Raw genomic sequence first — 17908 nt, forward strand, 5'->3', positions numbered from 1 at the left:
CTTATTTATCGTTTTATCCATTGATTTTTATTACTTTATTGTTTACAAAAAAATATTTAAAGATAAAATAATTTAAAAATCTGTTTTGCTAATATCGCTTATAATTTATTACCCTATAGACAAATTATGCATACCCCAACCTTTATGAAAAGTACGTTTTGTTTTTTTATACTCTTTATTTCCGTTTTTTGTTATGGACAAGAAAAGGAATACAATTCTGCAATTATCAAAATTAATAAATATATAGAAGGTACTTTGGTAACTCCATATTCTGAAGATGATGACGTACCTTTAATTATTTTTATAATGGATGCAGGTGCTATTAACAGAGATGGCAATGATAGAATGTCAAAAAATGACACCTTTAAACAATTATCTTATGAATTAGCTCGGCAAGGTGTTGCATCATTTCGGTATGACAAAAGACTTTTTAAAATGGATGGTTTGGGCATCAAAGAGCATGAAATTTCTTTGGACCACTTTATTAAAGATGCTGTTTCAACTATAGAGTATTTTACTAAAAAATATAAAAAAATTATTGTTGCAGGTCATGGTCAGGGATCTCTTGTTGGTATGATAGCTTCTAGAGGAAATGTTAATGGTTTTATTTCTATTGCAGGAAATGCTAGTTCTTTAGACGAAGTAATTATTGAACAAATTGCAACTCAAGCTCCTGGTTTGGATAAAAGTGCTTCTATTGCCTTTAAACAATTAAAAGAAAACGGAAGAGCTACGGGATACGATCCTGCTTTAGAATCTATTTTCAGATATAATCTACAACCTTTTATGAGGTCTTGGATAAAATATGATCCTTCTAACGAAATTTCAAAATTAGAAATTCCGATTTTAATTATCCAAGGAGGTAAAGATTTACAAGTAAAACCAGAACAAAGCGAAAAACTTAAAGAAACTGTTTCGCAAGCAGAATACCTATTTATACAAGATATGAATCATATCTTAAAAGAAATTAAAGGAAATAGATTAGAAAACCACAAATCTTATAACGAACCCTTTAGAAAAATAATGCCCGAAGTTATTACAGCTATCGTTAACTTTGCTAATAAATAACTTTTATAATATATATAATTTAAATCCCTTAAAACCTAATGCCAGATAGCATTATATTTTCTGATATCGACGGAACACTTTTAAATCCTAACAGAGAACTTTCTGAACTTACTATTTCAGAAATTAAAAGAATAAAAAAGAATATTCCTGTAGTTCTAATCTCTTCTAGAATGCCTAGTGCGATGTATCATTTGCAAAGAGAATTAGACATTCTAGACCAACCCTTAATATGTTATAATGGCGGGTTAATCCTAATAGATCAAAAACCAGTACATTCTACCTTTATACCTCCTAATATTATAGAAAAACTTAGTTCTTTTAATAAAGATCAAAAATTTCATATCAGCTTGTATCACGATAATGACTGGTTTGTTCCTGAAATGGATTTTTGGGCTAATAGAGAAGCTAATAACACCAAAGTAAACCCAGTAGTAAAGCCAATACAAGAAGTTATACAAAATTGGGAAATTAACCAGAAAGGAGCTCACAAAATTATGTGTATGGGCGAAGAAACATATATAGATAAAGCATATGCTTTTTTAGAAAATTATTTTGGTAACACATTACATTTATATCGTTCTAAACCCACTTATATAGAAATTGCTCATAAAAGTATTTCAAAACTAACAGCAATAGACATTTTGCTTACTACACATTTTAAAACTCCAATTTCAAAAGCAATCGCTTTTGGAGATAATTATAATGATATGGAAATGCTTAAAGCAGTTGGTACTGGTATAGCAGTAGCAAACGCTAAACCAGAAGTTTTACAAATAGCAGATATTATAACCCTTCCTGGGAAAGAGGATGGAGTAGCCACATACATTAAAAAAAACATTTTATAACTGTGCAAAAAAAAATTAAAGAAATAACAGGCTTAGCATTTGTTTTTGTAATGTTCAATTTAATAATTGGCTGTAAAACTACACAACAAATTACTACTACAAACACCTCCCCAATTATTGTAGCAATGGATCTTGTAAATATTGTTGAGGATAAGGTTAAAATAGAAATTAAAGTCAATAATATCGATTTAGACACTCTAAGTTATTATATGCCAAAAATTGTACCTGGTACTTATCAAAATAATAGTTATGGAAAGTATATCGAAGATTTCGAAGCCTTTGATAATCAAGGAAATCTTTTAAAGGTTACCAAATATGGTGATAATCGTTGGAAAATAAGTAACACAAAACAACTAAGCAAAATTACATATTGGGTAAACGATACGTTTGACTCTGAAAGCACAAATGACGTTTTTTCACCTACGGGATCTAATATTCTAAAGGATAAAAATTTTGTTCTAAATCTTTATGCTTTTATAGGATATTTTAATGGAATGAAAGAAAATAAATATAAACTATTTATCAAGCACCCATCTATTTTAAAAGCTTCCACATCTCTCGAAGAAATATTCTCTGAACACCCATCTAATAACGTTTCTAATACAGATATTGACTATTTTCTTTTTAAAAGATATGCAGATGTTGTAGATAACCCTATTATGTATACAAATCAAGATGCTGTTTCTTTTTCTGTTAACGATATAAAAATACAATTAAGTGTTTATTCTAAGAATGCTACACATAATGCTTCAGATTTAGCGCCGCAGATAAAACATATGATTCGAGCTCAAAAAAATTTTTTAGGCGCGATTAACTCTACAAAAAAATATAGTATTTTAGTATACCTATCTTCTTCAAGATCTGATGATGCCCAAGGGTATGGAGCCCTAGAACACAACACTTCTACTGTAGTTGTGCTACCAGAATCACTACCACAAGAAAAACTTAATGAAGCACTTACTAATGTTGTTTCTCATGAATTTTTTCATATTGTTACCCCATTAACCCTACACTCAAAAGAAATACATAATTTTGATTACAATGCTCCCAAAATGTCTGAGCACTTATGGTTATATGAAGGAACTACAGAATATTTCTCTATATTATTTCAAATTTCGCAAGGGCTTATTACAAAAGAACAGTTTTTTGAACGTATCATCGACAAAATCGAAGCAGCTTCTTCATTCGATGAATCTTTCTCTTTTACTACTATGAGCAAGAACATATTAATGGATCCTTATCGTAAGAATTACAGAAATGTTTATGAAAAAGGAGCTTTAATATCTATGTGCCTAGATATTATCATGAGGGATAAAAGTGAAGGTGCATACGGTCTATTAGATCTAATTAAAAATCTATCCAGCGAGTATGGTATAAACACCCCATTCGAAGATCATAAACTTATTAAATCTATAGAAAGAGCTTCCTATCCAGAGATTAGTGCTTTTTTACAAAAACATGTTGCTGGCACTACCCCTATTGATTATGAGTTTTATCTTAACAAAATAGGAGTGCATTATGCTGTAGAAAATATTCCTTCCTCCTATTTCATTTTTGAACAACAACCTTTTGTTACAGGCTCTGAACCTACTAAAGAAGTATCTTTTACTTCAGACATCCCGTTTAATAGCTTTTTAAAAGGTCTTGGTATTTTAGAAGGAGATGTTTTATTAAGTATAAACAATAAAGAATACCATCTTAAAAACATCTATGATCTATTTGGGGATTCTAATAAATGGAAGATTGGAGATGAGATTACATTTAAAATCAAACGAAATGATAAAGTTATGATACTTAAATCCAATGTAATAAAGCCTACAGTAGAAAAGATAATACTAAAACAGGATGTAAAAGCTTCAGAAAGACAAAAAAAACTATTCAAAAAATGGGTTAATGAATAAAAACTTCTAATCCTATGTTCTTTAATTTCATATAAATTAAATGTATTTTGCAAATCATCCTAATTAATTTAAATACTCAAAATGGAGAATATTCCTTTTTTCACAGACGACACCATTGTTTTTGGCATTCTATTATTCTGTTTAGGAATAGTTTTTTATACCTCTTCGATAAATAAAGGCTTCTGGAAAACCTTCTATAAATTTGTACCTGCTCTGTTACTATGCTACCTATTACCCGCTATATTTAACTCTCTAGGAATAATCTCTCCAGAATGGAAAGAATTAGATGCAGATGGCGTATTGGTAGAAAAATCTTCTAAAGTATACTATATCGCCAGTAGATATTTACTACCTGCATCTTTGGTATTAATGACATTAAGTATAGATCTTAAAAGTGTTTTTAACTTAGGTCCAAAAGCATTAATAATGTTCTTAACAGGTACCATAGGTGTTATTATAGGAGGCCCTATAGCTATTTTACTTATTTCTATGATCTCTCCAGAAACCGTTGGGGGATCAGATTTTGATGCTATCTGGAGAGGCTTATCTACTTTGGCTGGTAGTTGGATTGGTGGTGGAGCAAATCAAGCAGCAATGTTAGAAATTTATAAATATAATCCTGAAAAATATGGTGGTATGGTATTGGTAGACATTGTAGTTGCTAATATATGGATGGCTATACTTTTATTAGGCATAGGAAAAAGTGATAAAATAGACCGTTGGTTAAAGGCAGATAATAGCGCTATTGAAGCCTTAAAACAAAAAGTATCTAATTATGCCGAAAGTATTACTAAAAACCCATCATTAACCGATTACATCGTTATGCTTTCTATTGCATTTACTACCGTCGGACTTGCACATTGGGGAGCGGCAGAAATGTCAGGTTTATTATCTAATAACTTTGAAATCTTTAATGATAAAAGCTCTGCCTTATCTTCATTTACATCAAAATTCTTCTGGATGATCACTATAGCTACAGCTGTTGGAATTTTATTATCGTATACCAAAGCTAAAAAATATGAAGGAGCTGGAGCGAGTAAATTAGGAAGTGTTTTTATTTATATCCTGGTAGCTACTATAGGAATGAAAATGGATATAGGTAAAATTTTTGAAAACCCTGGGCTCATTGCTATAGGATTGGTATGGATGGCTATTCATGTCCTGTTACTTATTGGGGTTGCTAAGTTAATAAAAGCCCCTTATTTTTTCCTTGCAGTAGGTAGTAAAGCAAATATAGGCGGTGCAGCATCTGCACCTGTTGTAGCAGCAGCGTTTCACCCATCCTTAGCTTCTGTTGGTGTTCTTCTTGCTGTTTTTGGATATGTAGTAGGAACTTATGGAGCTATATTATGTACTATCCTTATGCAAATAGCATCTGGAAATTAGTATAAAAAAGGATATTATATTCTAAAAAATCTATGTTTGGATTTAAAATAAAACTCGCATATTTGTGTCCCAAATAAAAAATTAAAAATTGTACATGAAGTATTTTTCCACCTTATTGTTTTTAATGGTTATTTTAACCAATTGTAGTTCTCCTAAAAAAGGAAATGTTATCATTACAGGTAATATTAAAGGATTAAAAAAAGGAACAGTATACCTGCAAAGAATACAAGATACAATGTTGGTTAGTATTGATTCTGTAAAAATAGAAGGAGATTCTGAATTTGTTTTAACATCAGAAATACAAGAACCAGAAATACATTATTTATATTTGGATAAAGATGATGGAAAACAATATAATGATCGTATTGATTTTTTTGCAGAACCAGGAGAAATAAGAATTACAACCTCTGTTCTTGATTTTGAAAGAGACGTAAAAATAAAAGGAGGAAAAAATCAAGAAAAACTTCAAGAATATAAAAAAATGCTAAAAAGGTTTAATGACAGAAACCTTAGAATTATAAAAGAAGATTTTGAAGCTAGTAAACAAAATGATGATGAAAAATTAATAGAAAATGATAAAGCGTACAAAAACCTTCTGCGCCAAAAATACCTCTACACTATTAACTTTGCAATAAATAACAAAAAATTAGAAGTAGCTCCCTACATTACTATGAACGAAGTTTATGATGCAAATTTAAAATTTCTGGATACGGTAGTTAACTCGTTAAGTCCTAAAGTAAAAAAATCCTTATACGGTAAGCAATTAATACAATACATCAAAGATCGTAAGAATTTAGAGCTTAAAAATAAATAAAAGCTCCCTGACAAATCATTTGCATTAAAACATTCTAACCAATGCTGTTTAATCCACATTGTGGAGTTTTATTCTCGAGGCTTGCCTCAAAACATACCTTCAGATTACTACGAGCTTGTTGATGTAACAAGTATATACCTATTTGTTATATTAAGATTATAGAACTTTATATATATACTTTTGATATCCTCAAAAAAAACTCTTTCTAGTTTAATAGTAAAAAAAGTGTTTTTTATGAAATATATTTATAGTATAGTGGTAGCACATTACCAAAAAACTCGAATACGAATGAATAAAATTATAGTTCTATTATTATTGACAGTTGGATTAATATCTTGTAAAACTTCTGAAAAAGGAAGGGTTAGAGAAACAAACAAACTTGAAACTGCAAAACGATATTATAAGGCTCTTAATACTTCTGATGATTCTGAAATGCTAACTTTGTTAGGGGATAGTATTGTGATTAGAGAAAATGCAGACAACTATGAAGAGCGTTTTTCTCGAAAAGGATATACTATATGGCTGGAATGGGATTCAGTATTTGAACCAAAATACAAAATCCTTGAAATAGAGGAAGAAAACGAAGTTGTTAAAGCAAAAATTTCAAAAATTGATCAAAGAATTTTTTTTCTTACTGAAGAACCAATAGTTTGGTATGAAATCATACGATTTGACAATAATAAAATAGTCAAAGTTGAAAAAATTGAATACGAAGTTTTTAATGTTGCAAAATTTCTTAAAAACAGAGATAGACTTGTAAACTGGATTGACAAAAACCACTCTGAATTAAGTGGTTTTTTATATCCACAAACAAAATCTGTTGGAATGAAATACTTAAAAGCAATTGAATTATATAATAACAAAAAATAACGTACTATAACCTCATACGTTAAATAGCAGAATACACCTCTCGTAATTCTGGAATACCTAATTTTGTTGATACAATTTTGATACCTTATAAGAGACTTGCTCCCTATAGATGAATTATTTATCTTCGATACATAAAAGATGTCGATACTGAGCATACACAATGATTATAAGTAATTGCTAGTTCTCGCCTATTTCTGAAAACCCTATTAGATTTTCAGTTTGGTATGTACTTACTGAGTTTAGAGCCAACCCACAACTACTCATAGCCTAGATCAGTATCATTCGCTATATAGACCAAAATGGAAAATATCCCTATAAGACATATTAATACAACACAAAAAGAACCTAGTTTTTCTAAAAGCTTTGGAATAAAACGCATTCAAGACTTACTCTCTGGAAAAGACATGATCCAAGAACTTCATAGACATGATTTTTTTTATGTTTTAGTCCTAAGAAAAGGTGCAGGGCATCATGAAATAGATTTTAAACCATATCCTGTTTCTGATAATTCTATTTTTTTTATGCGCCCTGGTCAAGTACACCAACATATACTTAAAGCAGGAAGCACAGGATATTTAATGGCGTTTAAAACAGTTTTTTTTTACCCAAATGACAGCGCACCCAAACATTTATTACGTAAAGCCAGCGCTACAAATTTTTACATATTAAATAGCGATATATTCAAAAAATTGTTTTCAATATTAGATTATATCTTTAAGGAATACACCAACAAAAACGAAGGATATATAGATATTATTAAAGCAAATCTAATTATTTTGTGTACAGAACTCGTTCGGCAAGATAACAAAACACATGCAAACAGAAACAACCTATACGCACAAGAACGTCTTGAACAATTTTTAGAGCTTTTAGAAATACATATTTATAAACACAAACAAGTTTCTGAATATGCAAATATGCTAAACCTTTCTACATATCAACTCAATACAATTCTTAAATCAACATTAGGTAAAACCTGTTCAGAACTAATTAATGAATATATTATTTTAGAAGCCAAAAGACACCTCATTGCTACCACTAGTCAGGTTAGCCAAATAGCATATCATCTAGGCTATGAAGATGTTTCTTATTTTATTAGATTTTTTAAAAAACATACCGAGTATACTCCCGAAGCGTTTAGACATAACTTTAGATAACACTATTTTAAAGTTAAAATCGCACATATAAAATTAAGCTTTTTTTAAACTATTCAAGACAAAAAACCTAAGCTACACCTTAGCTATGGTTATACTTTTTAATAACAAAAAAGTAAAAAAAGGAATAATCTGTTTTTAGCTATTTCAAAGTTAAATTGATATAAATCCTATGTAACTAAGTTTTTGTCCTGTTATAGAAACTACTGCAAAACCTAATTTTGTTAACAAGTAAAAAACGAACTTATATAAATTATAACTAAGTATGAATCAAAAATGGAACGACAGATATAAAGATGTAGAATTTGCTTATGGCAAAGAACCTAATATATTTTTTAAAGAATGGCTTTTAAAACTCGAACCTGGCTCTATATTGATGCCTGCCGATGGAGAAGGCCGTAATGGGGTGTTTGCAGCAAAATCTGGTTGGAAAGTAGATGCATTTGACATTAGCATTGAAGGAAAAAACAAAGCATTACAGCTTGCTAAAGAAAATAACGTTTCTATAAATTATATCGTTGAAGATCTAGATCTATTACAGTATAAAAAAGAAACCTTTGACGCAATCGGACTTATATATGCACATTTTCCTGCAGAAAAAAAGGCAATATTTCATAAAAAACTAAATACCTATCTCAAACCAGGAGGAGTAGTCATTTTAGAAGGGTTTAGTAAAAATCATCTAAGCTATAATAAGCAAAATCCAAAAGTAGGGGGGCCAAAAGATCTGGATACACTTTTTTCTGAAGCAGAAATAATCCATGATTTTAAGAACTATGAAATACTACTATTAAAAGAAGAAGAAATTCTTTTAAATGAAGGAAAATATCATATCGGAAAAGGTTCTGTAATTAGGTTTATAGGAAGAAAAAAATAGTACCTATTTATTAAGGCATTCCTTTACCCTTTTTTTTCAGGAAATAACACAAAGCATCCAATATACACAAACTCTTTTACAATATAATAACACAAAAACAATAAAAACATACACGCAAGTTGGCGTAAATAATTTTAAATCAATTAAAAATCCTCTAAATTTGTAAGAAACATAATGGATATATGTGTACCAGTACACATACTTTATTGTTGTAACACATTATGAAGTTTCTAATAAAAGTATTTGTAATTCTTTTGATTTTGGTTTCTTGTAAAAAAGAAACCGAAAAGAAGCTTGAGTTATCCGAATCTAATTTTAAACTTAAACAGGATTTTACCGATTTCAAGGAAAAAATGACGGAATTAGATACTATTAAAGTATGGTTTAATCACTCCGTTTGTGCATACCAAGCATATGAACAACTAGAAATTACAAAGAGCTCTGATTTAATCAAAATCCATTCTGAATTTATGGAAAGTACATTTAATGATAATCCTGAATGGAAAGTTGTTTACAATAAAGAAATACCTATAAATGATACATTGTGGAGATTTGAAAAATTCGTCAATCGAAACAAAAAATGGCAAAACTCTGATGTTAACTCTAGAGGAACTCTTTATGTTGTAAACAAAGAAGATACTATTCGTTTTTCTGTGAGTGGTTTAGTTGATCTTAATAGATTTATATCTGATTATTATAGAACTATGCGAAAACTTTACCCTGAAAATAAAGGAAACATTTACGGAATGAACGAAATAAAAGCGCCTGAATAATAAACGTGTTACAACACCAAGTATGTGATCATAGCAGCTAAGTGACCAATCGAATGGTTGTCGTATTTTTGGCAAGGCGCAATGCTTGCAAAAAGTAAAAGCTAGGAACCAATGCGCGGAAAAATCGAAAAACAGGGTAACATTTTGCCCTGCTCCGATTCATATATTTAACGTTGTGTGTAATACGAATGAAGCTCTTCGAAGACAAAATAAGAACAGATATAAAGCCTGCAAAACATAACGATAATACTTATGATTTTTTTGACAGAAGCGATTCTGAAAAAGGCAGAGTAATTAGAGAAGTATTGAATTCTTGGTTTGACAATTACCCCCAAGATGAAAAATCTGAATTCAAAAAAAGATTCCGGAAAGAGTTTTCATCCTCACTTTATGAATTATTCATTCACGAATTATTCACCAAACAAGGATTTAAATTAGAGTCACACCCAATATTAAAAAATTCATCAAATCGACCAGATTTTTTAGCAAAAAAAAATGGCTTTGAGTTTTACATAGAAGTTAAGGAAGCAACGGATAAAACTGATGCAGAGCGAACACTTGAAAATAAGACTAACCAAATATATGATATAGTAAATCAAACTGATTCACCGAATTTTTGGCTTCAAATAGAAAAATTAAACTTTAAAACAGACCAACAACCAAGTGCAAAAAAAGTAGTAAGGTATTTAGAAAGTAAATTACCAGAATACAATCCTGATTTCGTTTTGGAGAATTTAAACACACTTGGAGTTAATGGAATACCTTTTATTAGCTTCGAAGACCAGAATTTAAGTATGATTATAAAGCTTGTGCCTAAATCAAAAGAAATTCGCGGGAAAAAAGGTCTTCGTCCAATAGGTATATTACCCGCTGAAGGATTTACTGGTGGAGCTGATGATTCAATAAAATCAGCTCTTTCAAAAAAAGCTACTAAATATGGAGAATTAGATAAGCCTTTTCTAATTTGTATTAATTCTAAGAGCCATCGAGGAACTGACAATTATGACGTAATGGATTCGCTATTTGGAAGCACATCTGTATCTTATTCAACTGACCCAGATAATAAAGATGAACGAATAGAACGTGGATTGAATGGTTTTTTCAAAGATAGTTCTGGACCAAAATATACGAAAGTAAGTGCTGTAATGATTAACCGATTGATTTTAGGACACGTAAAAGAAGGTAAGTATTGGTTTGTAAAACATCCTTTCGCTCAAAGCAATTTAGACTTTGATAAATTCGAGATTAACAAAACATTTGTTGAAAACAATAAAATCATTTTCAAAGAGGGAAAATCAATAAGAGAAATATTGGGCTTGGATAGATTTGAATTAAACTTTTGAAGAAGGTACTACTTACAGCCGAGTAGGGAAAGGGGATTTTACCACTAAACCTCTCTCAGAACCGTATCCTTCGTCAAGCTCAGGACAGGCTATACCAATCTCTTATACGGCTTTTATTATGTAGTCAATCGTTACGTTAGCTGATAACCCTAACTCCCAATGATAAAACTTGCTCATTGGTATAAAGATGTAGAAGACACAGGCTTTATTTGGATAATCTCTTATAAAGTACGAATCGTTTAATGGTTTAATGATCTGCACAAAAAAAGTCCTGAATAAAAATTCAGGACTTTTTTGAAGAGCCGATGGAGGGACTCGAACCCACGACCTGCTGATTACAAATCAGCTGCTCTAGCCAGCTGAGCTACATCGGCAAAAAACGAGTGCAAATATAATCTCTAGAATTGTTTTTGCAAACATTTTTTTAAAAAATTTATAGTGAATTTACTTTTTTCACCAAATCGTTAGCTTTTGCTTCTAAATCTTCGCGAAGAGTCTTAAAATGTTTATTTGCATTTTCTAGTTTACGCTCATTAGCTCTAGCCATAAATCCATCAAAAGATGTTATTGCTTCATCTATAATTGCCTCTCCTGATTTATTATCTTTTTCAGGGTTTTCTAATTCCCATAAATAAACTGCCTCTATAATATCTCCTAAAACGTAGTTTATATCTTTCTTAAGGTCTCTTTTATTTGCCATATCAAATTTGTTTTGTGCAAAACTAGTGTTTTCATTTAAATATTTGTTAGTAAAATCGAACTACTCTATAAAATTTTGTTTTATAAAACTATTTTATATTTCACTTAGCAATAATGTCTTTATTCTCCTTTATAGATCACAAAATTGCGTGGCGTTTCATATAAGGTAATTTCTATATCATATACAGAAGTTATTTTTTTACGTAGCCTGTTCCAAATTACAACAGCTATATTTTCTACCGTAGGGTTTACATCTTTAAATTCTTCGACTTCTTCGTTAAGGTTTTTATGGTCCATATAATCCTCAACTTCGGTTTTAATATATTCTTTTAAGATTTTAAGATCCATTAAGTACCCTGTTTCTGGGTCAATTTCTCCTATTACAGCTACAATAAGCTCATAATTATGACCATGATATTTGGGGTTACTACATTTACCAAAAACCTCAAAATTTTTCTCATCACTCCAATCTTTTCTGTATAATCTATGTGCTGCATTAAAATGCGCTTGTCTACATGCTTTAATTCTCATAAGGTTATGTGTGAGTAAAATTTTTCGAAAATTATTTTAAACCATTCTGTATATACTTGAGGATGATCTAGCATATCCTTTTTTATCCTTTCGATAGACATCCATTTCCAATCTGCTACTTCATCAGGATTAATAACAGGGTCTTTTTCATACCTCCCTATTAATACATGATCATATTCATGCTCTGTAAGCCCATTATCAAAAGGAGCTTTATATATAAATGATACAGAATCTTTCAAAGTGGTTATAAATCCCATTTCTTCCTGAAGTCTTCGCATTCCTGCTCCTACATTCGTTTCTCCTTCTCTTTGATGGCTACAACAAGTATTTGTCCATAATCCTGGAGAATGGTATTTATGCTGTGCTCTTTGCTGTAGCATTAGTTCGTTTTTACTATTAATAACAAATACAGAAAACGCTCTATGTAATATTGCTTTTTGATGTGCTTCCAGCTTAGGCATAAGCCCTATTTGCTCATCATTTTCGTTAACCAGAATAACTTTTTCTTCTTCTTCCATTCTTTTAAATTGCATCAAAATTACAAAATCATACTAGTAATTCATAATCTGCGCAGGTATTTAAAATAACACTAAAAAGAGATAATTTTTTACTTATTATATTATAAAAATAACTATCAAAATTAAGAGACCTCATCCTTTGAGTATCTCAGGGTTCGTGTTAGTTTTATAGTGGGCTGAGGGTACTATATTCCTTACTCTTCAAAAGCCTCAGATTTCGACAACATAGCTAACAATTTCCTCATGATAGCTGACTCTTTCGACAACATAGCCAACGATTTCCCCACGATAGCTAACTCTTTCGACAACATAGCCAACGATTTCCCCACGATAGCTAACTCTTTCGACAACATAGCTAACGATTTCCCCACGATAGCTGACTCTTTCGACAACATAGCTAACAATTTCCTCGTGTTAGTTGACTCTTTCGACAACATAGCTAACAATTTCCCCACGATAGCTGAGGATTTCGACAGCATAGCTAACGATTTCCCCACGATAGCTGAGGATTTCTACAGATTTACCCTTCAGGAGTATCAGAATTTTTGTGGACTGAGGTTCTCGAAGTCCAACCTTCTGGTATTTTACTCTTCGAGTGCCTCAGGGTTAGGTAATTATGCATTCCTCCACCCTAATTTTGCGCTCCTACCACCTGCAACCGTGTTCCTACTGCCTATATTTGCGTTCCTACCGCCTGTAATCATGTTCCTTACCTTTCACCTCAGGGTTCAGGGTTCGACTTACTGGGAGCTGAGGCACTCGAAGCTCACCTTTTGAGTTGCCTCAGGGTTCGTATTTTAGGTTAAAAAAATGTATTTACCAATATCCCTAAAAAAACGCCTTTTTAAGGCGTTTTTTTAGGGATTAACGAACTTGGAGCAAGCGCGTCAAATATGTATAATGTATATATTGTTCTTGGGCTGACCTCTTGGAATTAAACCCAAAATAGAATTATTTCATAATAATAAATTCGCTTCGTCTGTTTAACTGATATTCTTGTTTATCACAATTTGTATCATTGCCGCAATCATTAACTGGTTGTGTTTCTCCAAGTCCTTTTCCTGTTATACGATCTACAGAGATCCCATTATCTATAATATATTGTACGGTTGATTTAGCTCTTCTTTCTGATAAATCTAGGTTATAAGCATCATCTCCATGACTATCTGTATGGGATCTAACTTCTATTTTCATGGTAGTGTACTGATTCATTACTTCAATCACCTTGGCTAATTCTACTTTTGCATCCAAACGTATTTGTGCTCCATTAAAATCAAAGTAAATTGGTTGTAGAGATAGTATTTTTGCTAAATCATCCCCTACATCAGCTGATTTTATTTTCTTTTCTAAGGCAAGGGGTGTGTCTAAAGTTTCTGTTTTATCTAGAGTATTTACTAGTTTCTCTAGCGTAGTATATCCTTCTTTTTCTGCTCTTACAAAATACTTAGACTTACATTTTACTAACTGTGTATAGGTAGCTTCCTCTCCTACCACAACACTCTGTATCAAATCGTTATTGCTGTTGTAAACAGAAACTTTTGTGTCTGGCAATAATGCATTAGTATCTTTATCCGTAATTAATCCAGAAATTGTAATCTCGCAAGGTTTTTTTAAATCCTCTAACTGTACAAAGCTATAAATATCATCTCCTCCTTTACCACCATCTCTGTTAGAGGAAAAATATCCTATTTTAGATGCAGTATCTACTATAAAAGCAAAATCATCTTTTGAGCTATTAATTGGTTTTCCTATATTGATTATTTCTTTTTCTTCTTGAGTTTTAGGATCGAGATTAGTTACATACACATCTAATCCCCCTAAACCTATATGTCGTCCGTTAGAAGAAAAATACAGTTGATCATCAGCACTTATAAAAGGAAATGTTTCTTTACCCTCGGTATTAATTACTTCTCCCATATTTTTTGGCTCTCCAAAGGTTCCATCATTCATAATAGCAACCTCATACAGATCTGAAAGTCCTTTACTACCTGGCATATCTGAGGAAAAATATAATATCTTTTCATCATTGCTTAATGCAGGATGAGCAACAGAATATTGATCGCTATTAAAAGGCAAGCTTTCTGGTTCACTCCATCTTCCTTCATCATTCTTTTTAGAACGGTATATTTTCAGTTTATTGGTTCCTTTTTCGTCTCTTCCCAGTTTTCCTTTATCAAAATTATTTCTTGTAAAATAAATAGTTTTTCCATCTTTAGTAAAAACAGGAGTAGATTCATGAAATTTAGAATTTATTACTCCACTAAATCTTTTTATTTTTGAATAGCTATCGTTTACCGAATCGTATTCTACTTCAAAAAGATTAAGGAAAGCTTCATCATTCCACTGATGAATAGTTTTCTTTAACATTAAAGTATCTCTAGAAGAACTGAATACTACATTTTTCGCATAAAAAGCGGTTCCAAAATCTGAAAAAACAGAGTTGATCGGTGCATTTTTAATTTCGAATCTACCGGATTGAAAATCGATTTGTTTTATATAATCTTCTCCTTTTTTAAATAACTCTGCCCGTTGATCATTCTCACTAAGATCTGCAAATTTTTGCATGTACGTATTCGATTCTTCGTATCTCTCTTTAGTTTTTAATGCTTGTGCATATCTAAAATAATATTCTGGTTTAACTTGATCTGGATAAGAGTTTACCAGCTCTTTGTACCACTTAAGAGCGTCTTCAAATTGGCTATTAAAGTAATAACTATCTCCAAGGTTCATAAAAAGCTCTGCGCTTTTGTATCCTTTTTTAACTACTTTAAGATAGGTTTCTTGAGCATCAATATATTGATATCTATCAAACTGTTCTTTAGCTTTTTGTAGTTTTTTTTCTTGAGAAAAAAGGGGGTTATTTATTGAAAAAAGTAAAATAACAAGTAACAACGATTTAAGTAAATGTTTTCTCATCTAATTATGTTCTGTGAGTTTGTGTTTAAAAGAAACGTGGGGTTAGCATTCTATTATATTTTTTGAAAAGCTCGAAACGTAGCATTACCTCGTAACTACCATCATTAAACTGGGTTTGCCCTAACTCTGTAGTTTCTTTATCATAAGCAAATCCAATCATCATAGAATCAGACACCTGAAAACCTACCATTGCACTTAGTGCTGCACTCCAACGATAAGCTGCTCCCAAAGTAACACGATCATATAGTAAAAAGTTAGCAGAAACATCGACTTGTAAAGGTGCTCCAAAAACTAGCTTACTTAAAATAGCTGGTTTAAACTTTAGATCATCACTTAAATGAAATACATGCCCTGCTATTAGATAGTAGTTAATTCGTTCTTCTGCCAAAAAACTTACTGCATTACTAGTAGTACTTGTAGTACTCTTATCAAAATGATCTGTTTCTAACAAATTAGGGGCACTTATACCTACATAAGAACGATCTGTGTGGTAATACACTCCCACTCCTACATTTGGACTGAATTTGTTATCTATATTATTTTCAAATAATTCATCATTACTATTAAATTGTGATAATCTTTGAAGATCTACATTTAATAAATGTCCTCCTGCTTTTAGTCCAAAACTTAATTTTCCTTGTTCTGAGGTTGGTATGGTATATGAAAAATCTATATTAAAATAAGTTTCATCGGTAGGTCCTATCTCATCATTTACAATAGATAACCCCACCCCCATACGCTCACTATTTCCTATAGGAGTATTAAGGGTTAAGGTTTGTGTACGTGGTGCACCATCTAACCCTACCCATTGACTACGATGAAGCCCCATAATGCTAAGTACTCCTCGACTACCTGCATAAGCTGGATTAACACTTACCGTATTGTACATATATTGTGTGTACTGTGCATCTTGTTGACCGCTAACAGAAGTTGAAGCAATACCAAAAATGACCAACATAAATATCATTAACTCTTTATTCATAAGTATTTAATTCGATTTAGGGAATAACAAATATATAATATTCCAAATACATTTTATTTATTTATATACAGGTAACCTGCTTTAGACTTAGTAATTCCACTAGCATTTTCATATTCTAACATATAATAATATGTTCCTACAGGTAGTTGTTTTTCTCTATTCATTGTCGCCCTACCATTACTAATTCCTTCAAAGAATTTAGATCCGGATTGCTCATAACCATCCTGTTCAAAAACTTTTACTCCCCAACGGTTATATATTTGCAATGTATTTTTTGGGAAACTCTGTAATCCTACTATTCTAAACACATCATTAATCCCATCTCCATTAGGTGACATTCCTGTATACACTACAACATCGTCTTTTAAATCCAATATCAATACTGTTACATCTTCATAATCCCCATCATCATCTAAATCTACATTAATATTATTTAAAGGGTCGTCAGATAAATCAGTTACTTCATTTCCATCTGGATCTTGACCAATTGCTATCGCCTGGTTAGAAACACTACCTAGCAATAAATCCTTTTCTTTTAAAACATAAATTGCAGTAAAACTATCTGTATCAATATCTCCTCCTGCTAAATCAATAGGACCTCCTGTAACTTCTACTCCTGGCAATGGATCTTTAATATTAATATTCACTATGGCTACATTACCTGTATTTTCTACTGTAAAAGTATAGTGTATTTCATCTCCCACATTAGGAACCCCATCATTATTAGTATCTATATAGCTTCCTTTTTTGGTTAATGCTAAATTAAATACATAATCTAAAACAGTAATAGTAGGGTCATTAGTAGGGTCGTTGTCTCTATCTACATCAATAGTTTCATCTCCACTATCTGAAATGTCTAATACAATACCTCCTTTTGTATCCTTTGCTATTACTGTTGCACTATTGATTACTTCTCCCAAATCAATATCGGCTTGTGTGATTGTATACGTAGCAGTTGCTACTCCTATTTCATTAGGAGCTAATACCCCTGGAGTTACAGGTAAATTAACACTACCTGTTAGAATATCATCTATTACTATATCTGTTAAAGTTTCATTACCTGTGTTTGTAACTGTAAATGTATATGTTATAATATCTCCTACAGAGGAACCACTTTTTTCTCCTGTTTTTATTAAAGAAATCATTGGTGTTGTATCATCATCTAATATAGTACCCGTAGCAGTATCGGTAGTATCTCCTGCTGTTCCAGAATCTACACTACCTACTCCTA

The 17908-nt window shown here is 31.4% G+C and carries 17 protein-coding genes and 1 tRNA gene; 11 read left to right on the plus strand and 7 right to left on the minus strand.

Annotation, left to right across the window (positions count from 1 at the left end; genetic code table 11):
* Positions 1-144 precede the first annotated feature (144 nt).
* The 10 genes from H527_RS0119465 (at position 145) to H527_RS0119510 (ending at position 11031) form a co-directional block, all read left to right on the plus strand.
* Positions 145-1068 (plus strand): alpha/beta hydrolase, encoded by a 924-nt coding sequence (locus H527_RS0119465; protein ID WP_027414192.1) that lies wholly within the window; start codon positions 145-147, stop codon positions 1066-1068.
* Between the two features lie 38 nt (positions 1069-1106).
* The gene (locus tag H527_RS0119470; protein WP_027414193.1) at positions 1107-1913 is read left to right on the plus strand and encodes a Cof-type HAD-IIB family hydrolase; all 807 of its coding nucleotides are present in this window, start codon (positions 1107-1109) and stop codon (positions 1911-1913) included.
* Between the two features lie 2 nt (positions 1914-1915).
* Positions 1916-3814 (plus strand): M61 family metallopeptidase, encoded by a 1899-nt coding sequence (locus H527_RS22765; RefSeq protein ID WP_051316878.1) that lies wholly within the window; start codon positions 1916-1918, stop codon positions 3812-3814.
* A gap of 81 nt (positions 3815-3895) precedes the next feature.
* Positions 3896-5200 carry a DUF819 family protein gene (locus tag H527_RS0119480; RefSeq protein ID WP_027414194.1) on the plus strand — a complete coding sequence of 435 codons (1305 nt, stop codon included), beginning with the start codon at positions 3896-3898 and terminating at the stop codon, positions 5198-5200.
* A 94-nt stretch (positions 5201-5294) separates the two neighbouring features.
* Entirely contained in the window at positions 5295-6014 is a 720-nt protein-coding gene (locus H527_RS0119485; protein WP_027414195.1) for a DUF4369 domain-containing protein, read from the plus strand.
* Between the two features lie 234 nt (positions 6015-6248).
* Entirely contained in the window at positions 6249-6884 is a 636-nt protein-coding gene (locus tag H527_RS0119490) for a hypothetical protein (protein ID WP_027414196.1), read from the plus strand.
* Between the two features lie 299 nt (positions 6885-7183).
* Positions 7184-8041, plus strand: coding sequence for a helix-turn-helix domain-containing protein (locus tag H527_RS0119495; protein ID WP_027414197.1), 858 nt, complete (start codon positions 7184-7186; stop codon positions 8039-8041).
* A 262-nt stretch (positions 8042-8303) separates the two neighbouring features.
* The gene (locus H527_RS0119500; protein ID WP_027414198.1) at positions 8304-8915 is read left to right on the plus strand and encodes a class I SAM-dependent methyltransferase; all 612 of its coding nucleotides are present in this window, start codon (positions 8304-8306) and stop codon (positions 8913-8915) included.
* 221 nt (positions 8916-9136) lie between these two features.
* Complete coding sequence (locus tag H527_RS0119505; protein WP_027414199.1) at positions 9137-9688, plus strand: hypothetical protein; 552 nt, start codon at positions 9137-9139, stop codon at positions 9686-9688.
* 188 nt (positions 9689-9876) lie between these two features.
* Entirely contained in the window at positions 9877-11031 is a 1155-nt protein-coding gene (locus H527_RS0119510; RefSeq protein ID WP_027414200.1) for a hypothetical protein, read from the plus strand.
* 300 nt (positions 11032-11331) lie between these two features.
* Here H527_RS0119510 and H527_RS0119515 read toward each other — a convergent pair.
* The 4 genes from H527_RS0119515 to idi form a co-directional block, all read right to left on the minus strand.
* Positions 11332-11405, minus strand: a tRNA-Thr gene (locus H527_RS0119515).
* A 59-nt stretch (positions 11406-11464) separates the two neighbouring features.
* Positions 11465-11731, minus strand: coding sequence for a hypothetical protein (locus H527_RS0119520; RefSeq protein WP_027414201.1), 267 nt, complete (start codon positions 11729-11731; stop codon positions 11465-11467).
* Between the two features lie 119 nt (positions 11732-11850).
* Positions 11851-12261, minus strand: coding sequence for a 6-pyruvoyl trahydropterin synthase family protein (locus H527_RS0119525; protein ID WP_027414202.1), 411 nt, complete (start codon positions 12259-12261; stop codon positions 11851-11853).
* A complete protein-coding gene (gene idi, locus H527_RS0119530; protein WP_035089192.1) occupies positions 12258-12779 on the minus strand; it encodes an isopentenyl-diphosphate Delta-isomerase in 522 nt (173 codons plus the stop codon). The genes H527_RS0119525 and idi overlap by 4 nt, the downstream gene beginning before the upstream one ends.
* Positions 12780-13022: 243 nt before the next feature.
* On the opposite strand from idi, the gene H527_RS24125 reads away from it, so the two are divergent.
* Positions 13023-13556, plus strand: a complete 534-nt coding sequence (locus H527_RS24125) for a hypothetical protein (RefSeq protein WP_155837962.1) — start codon at positions 13023-13025, stop codon at positions 13554-13556.
* Positions 13557-13730: 174 nt separating this feature from the next.
* On the opposite strand, the gene H527_RS0119540 is transcribed toward H527_RS24125, so the two are convergent.
* From H527_RS0119540 to H527_RS0119550, 3 genes are all read right to left on the minus strand, one after another.
* Positions 13731-15695 (minus strand): OmpA family protein, encoded by a 1965-nt coding sequence (locus tag H527_RS0119540; protein ID WP_027414205.1) that lies wholly within the window; start codon positions 15693-15695, stop codon positions 13731-13733.
* 25 nt (positions 15696-15720) lie between these two features.
* Complete coding sequence (locus H527_RS0119545; protein ID WP_027414206.1) at positions 15721-16677, minus strand: PorP/SprF family type IX secretion system membrane protein; 957 nt, start codon at positions 16675-16677, stop codon at positions 15721-15723.
* Between the two features lie 53 nt (positions 16678-16730).
* On the minus strand, positions 16731-17908 hold a 1178-nt coding region (locus H527_RS0119550; RefSeq protein ID WP_027414207.1), incomplete at its 5' end, for a T9SS C-terminal target domain-containing protein.

The organism is Aquimarina muelleri DSM 19832, from assembly GCF_000430665.1.
GTDB lineage: Bacteria > Bacteroidota > Bacteroidia > Flavobacteriales > Flavobacteriaceae > Aquimarina > Aquimarina muelleri.

What these genes read in the sequence shown, in the direction of transcription:
- H527_RS0119465 (WP_027414192.1), top strand. Translation starts at nt 145, where the DNA reads ATGAAAAGTACGTTTTGTTTTTTTATACTCTTTATTTCCGTTTTTTGT.
- H527_RS0119470 (WP_027414193.1), top strand. Translation starts at nt 1,107, where the DNA reads ATGCCAGATAGCATTATATTTTCTGATATCGACGGAACACTTTTAAAT.
- H527_RS0119480 (WP_027414194.1), top strand. Translation starts at nt 3,896, where the DNA reads ATGGAGAATATTCCTTTTTTCACAGACGACACCATTGTTTTTGGCATT.
- H527_RS0119485 (WP_027414195.1), top strand. Translation starts at nt 5,295, where the DNA reads ATGAAGTATTTTTCCACCTTATTGTTTTTAATGGTTATTTTAACCAAT.
- H527_RS0119490 (WP_027414196.1), top strand. Translation starts at nt 6,249, where the DNA reads ATGAAATATATTTATAGTATAGTGGTAGCACATTACCAAAAAACTCGA.
- H527_RS0119495 (WP_027414197.1), top strand. Translation starts at nt 7,184, where the DNA reads ATGGAAAATATCCCTATAAGACATATTAATACAACACAAAAAGAACCT.
- H527_RS0119500 (WP_027414198.1), top strand. Translation starts at nt 8,304, where the DNA reads ATGAATCAAAAATGGAACGACAGATATAAAGATGTAGAATTTGCTTAT.
- H527_RS0119505 (WP_027414199.1), top strand. Translation starts at nt 9,137, where the DNA reads ATGAAGTTTCTAATAAAAGTATTTGTAATTCTTTTGATTTTGGTTTCT.
- H527_RS0119510 (WP_027414200.1), top strand. Translation starts at nt 9,877, where the DNA reads ATGAAGCTCTTCGAAGACAAAATAAGAACAGATATAAAGCCTGCAAAA.
- H527_RS0119520 (WP_027414201.1), bottom strand. Translation starts at nt 11,731, where the DNA reads ATGGCAAATAAAAGAGACCTTAAGAAAGATATAAACTACGTTTTAGGA.
- H527_RS0119525 (WP_027414202.1), bottom strand. Translation starts at nt 12,261, where the DNA reads ATGAGAATTAAAGCATGTAGACAAGCGCATTTTAATGCAGCACATAGA.
- idi (WP_035089192.1), bottom strand. Translation starts at nt 12,779, where the DNA reads ATGGAAGAAGAAGAAAAAGTTATTCTGGTTAACGAAAATGATGAGCAA.
- H527_RS24125 (WP_155837962.1), top strand. Translation starts at nt 13,023, where the DNA reads ATGATAGCTGACTCTTTCGACAACATAGCCAACGATTTCCCCACGATA.
- H527_RS0119540 (WP_027414205.1), bottom strand. Translation starts at nt 15,695, where the DNA reads ATGAGAAAACATTTACTTAAATCGTTGTTACTTGTTATTTTACTTTTT.
- H527_RS0119545 (WP_027414206.1), bottom strand. Translation starts at nt 16,677, where the DNA reads ATGAATAAAGAGTTAATGATATTTATGTTGGTCATTTTTGGTATTGCT.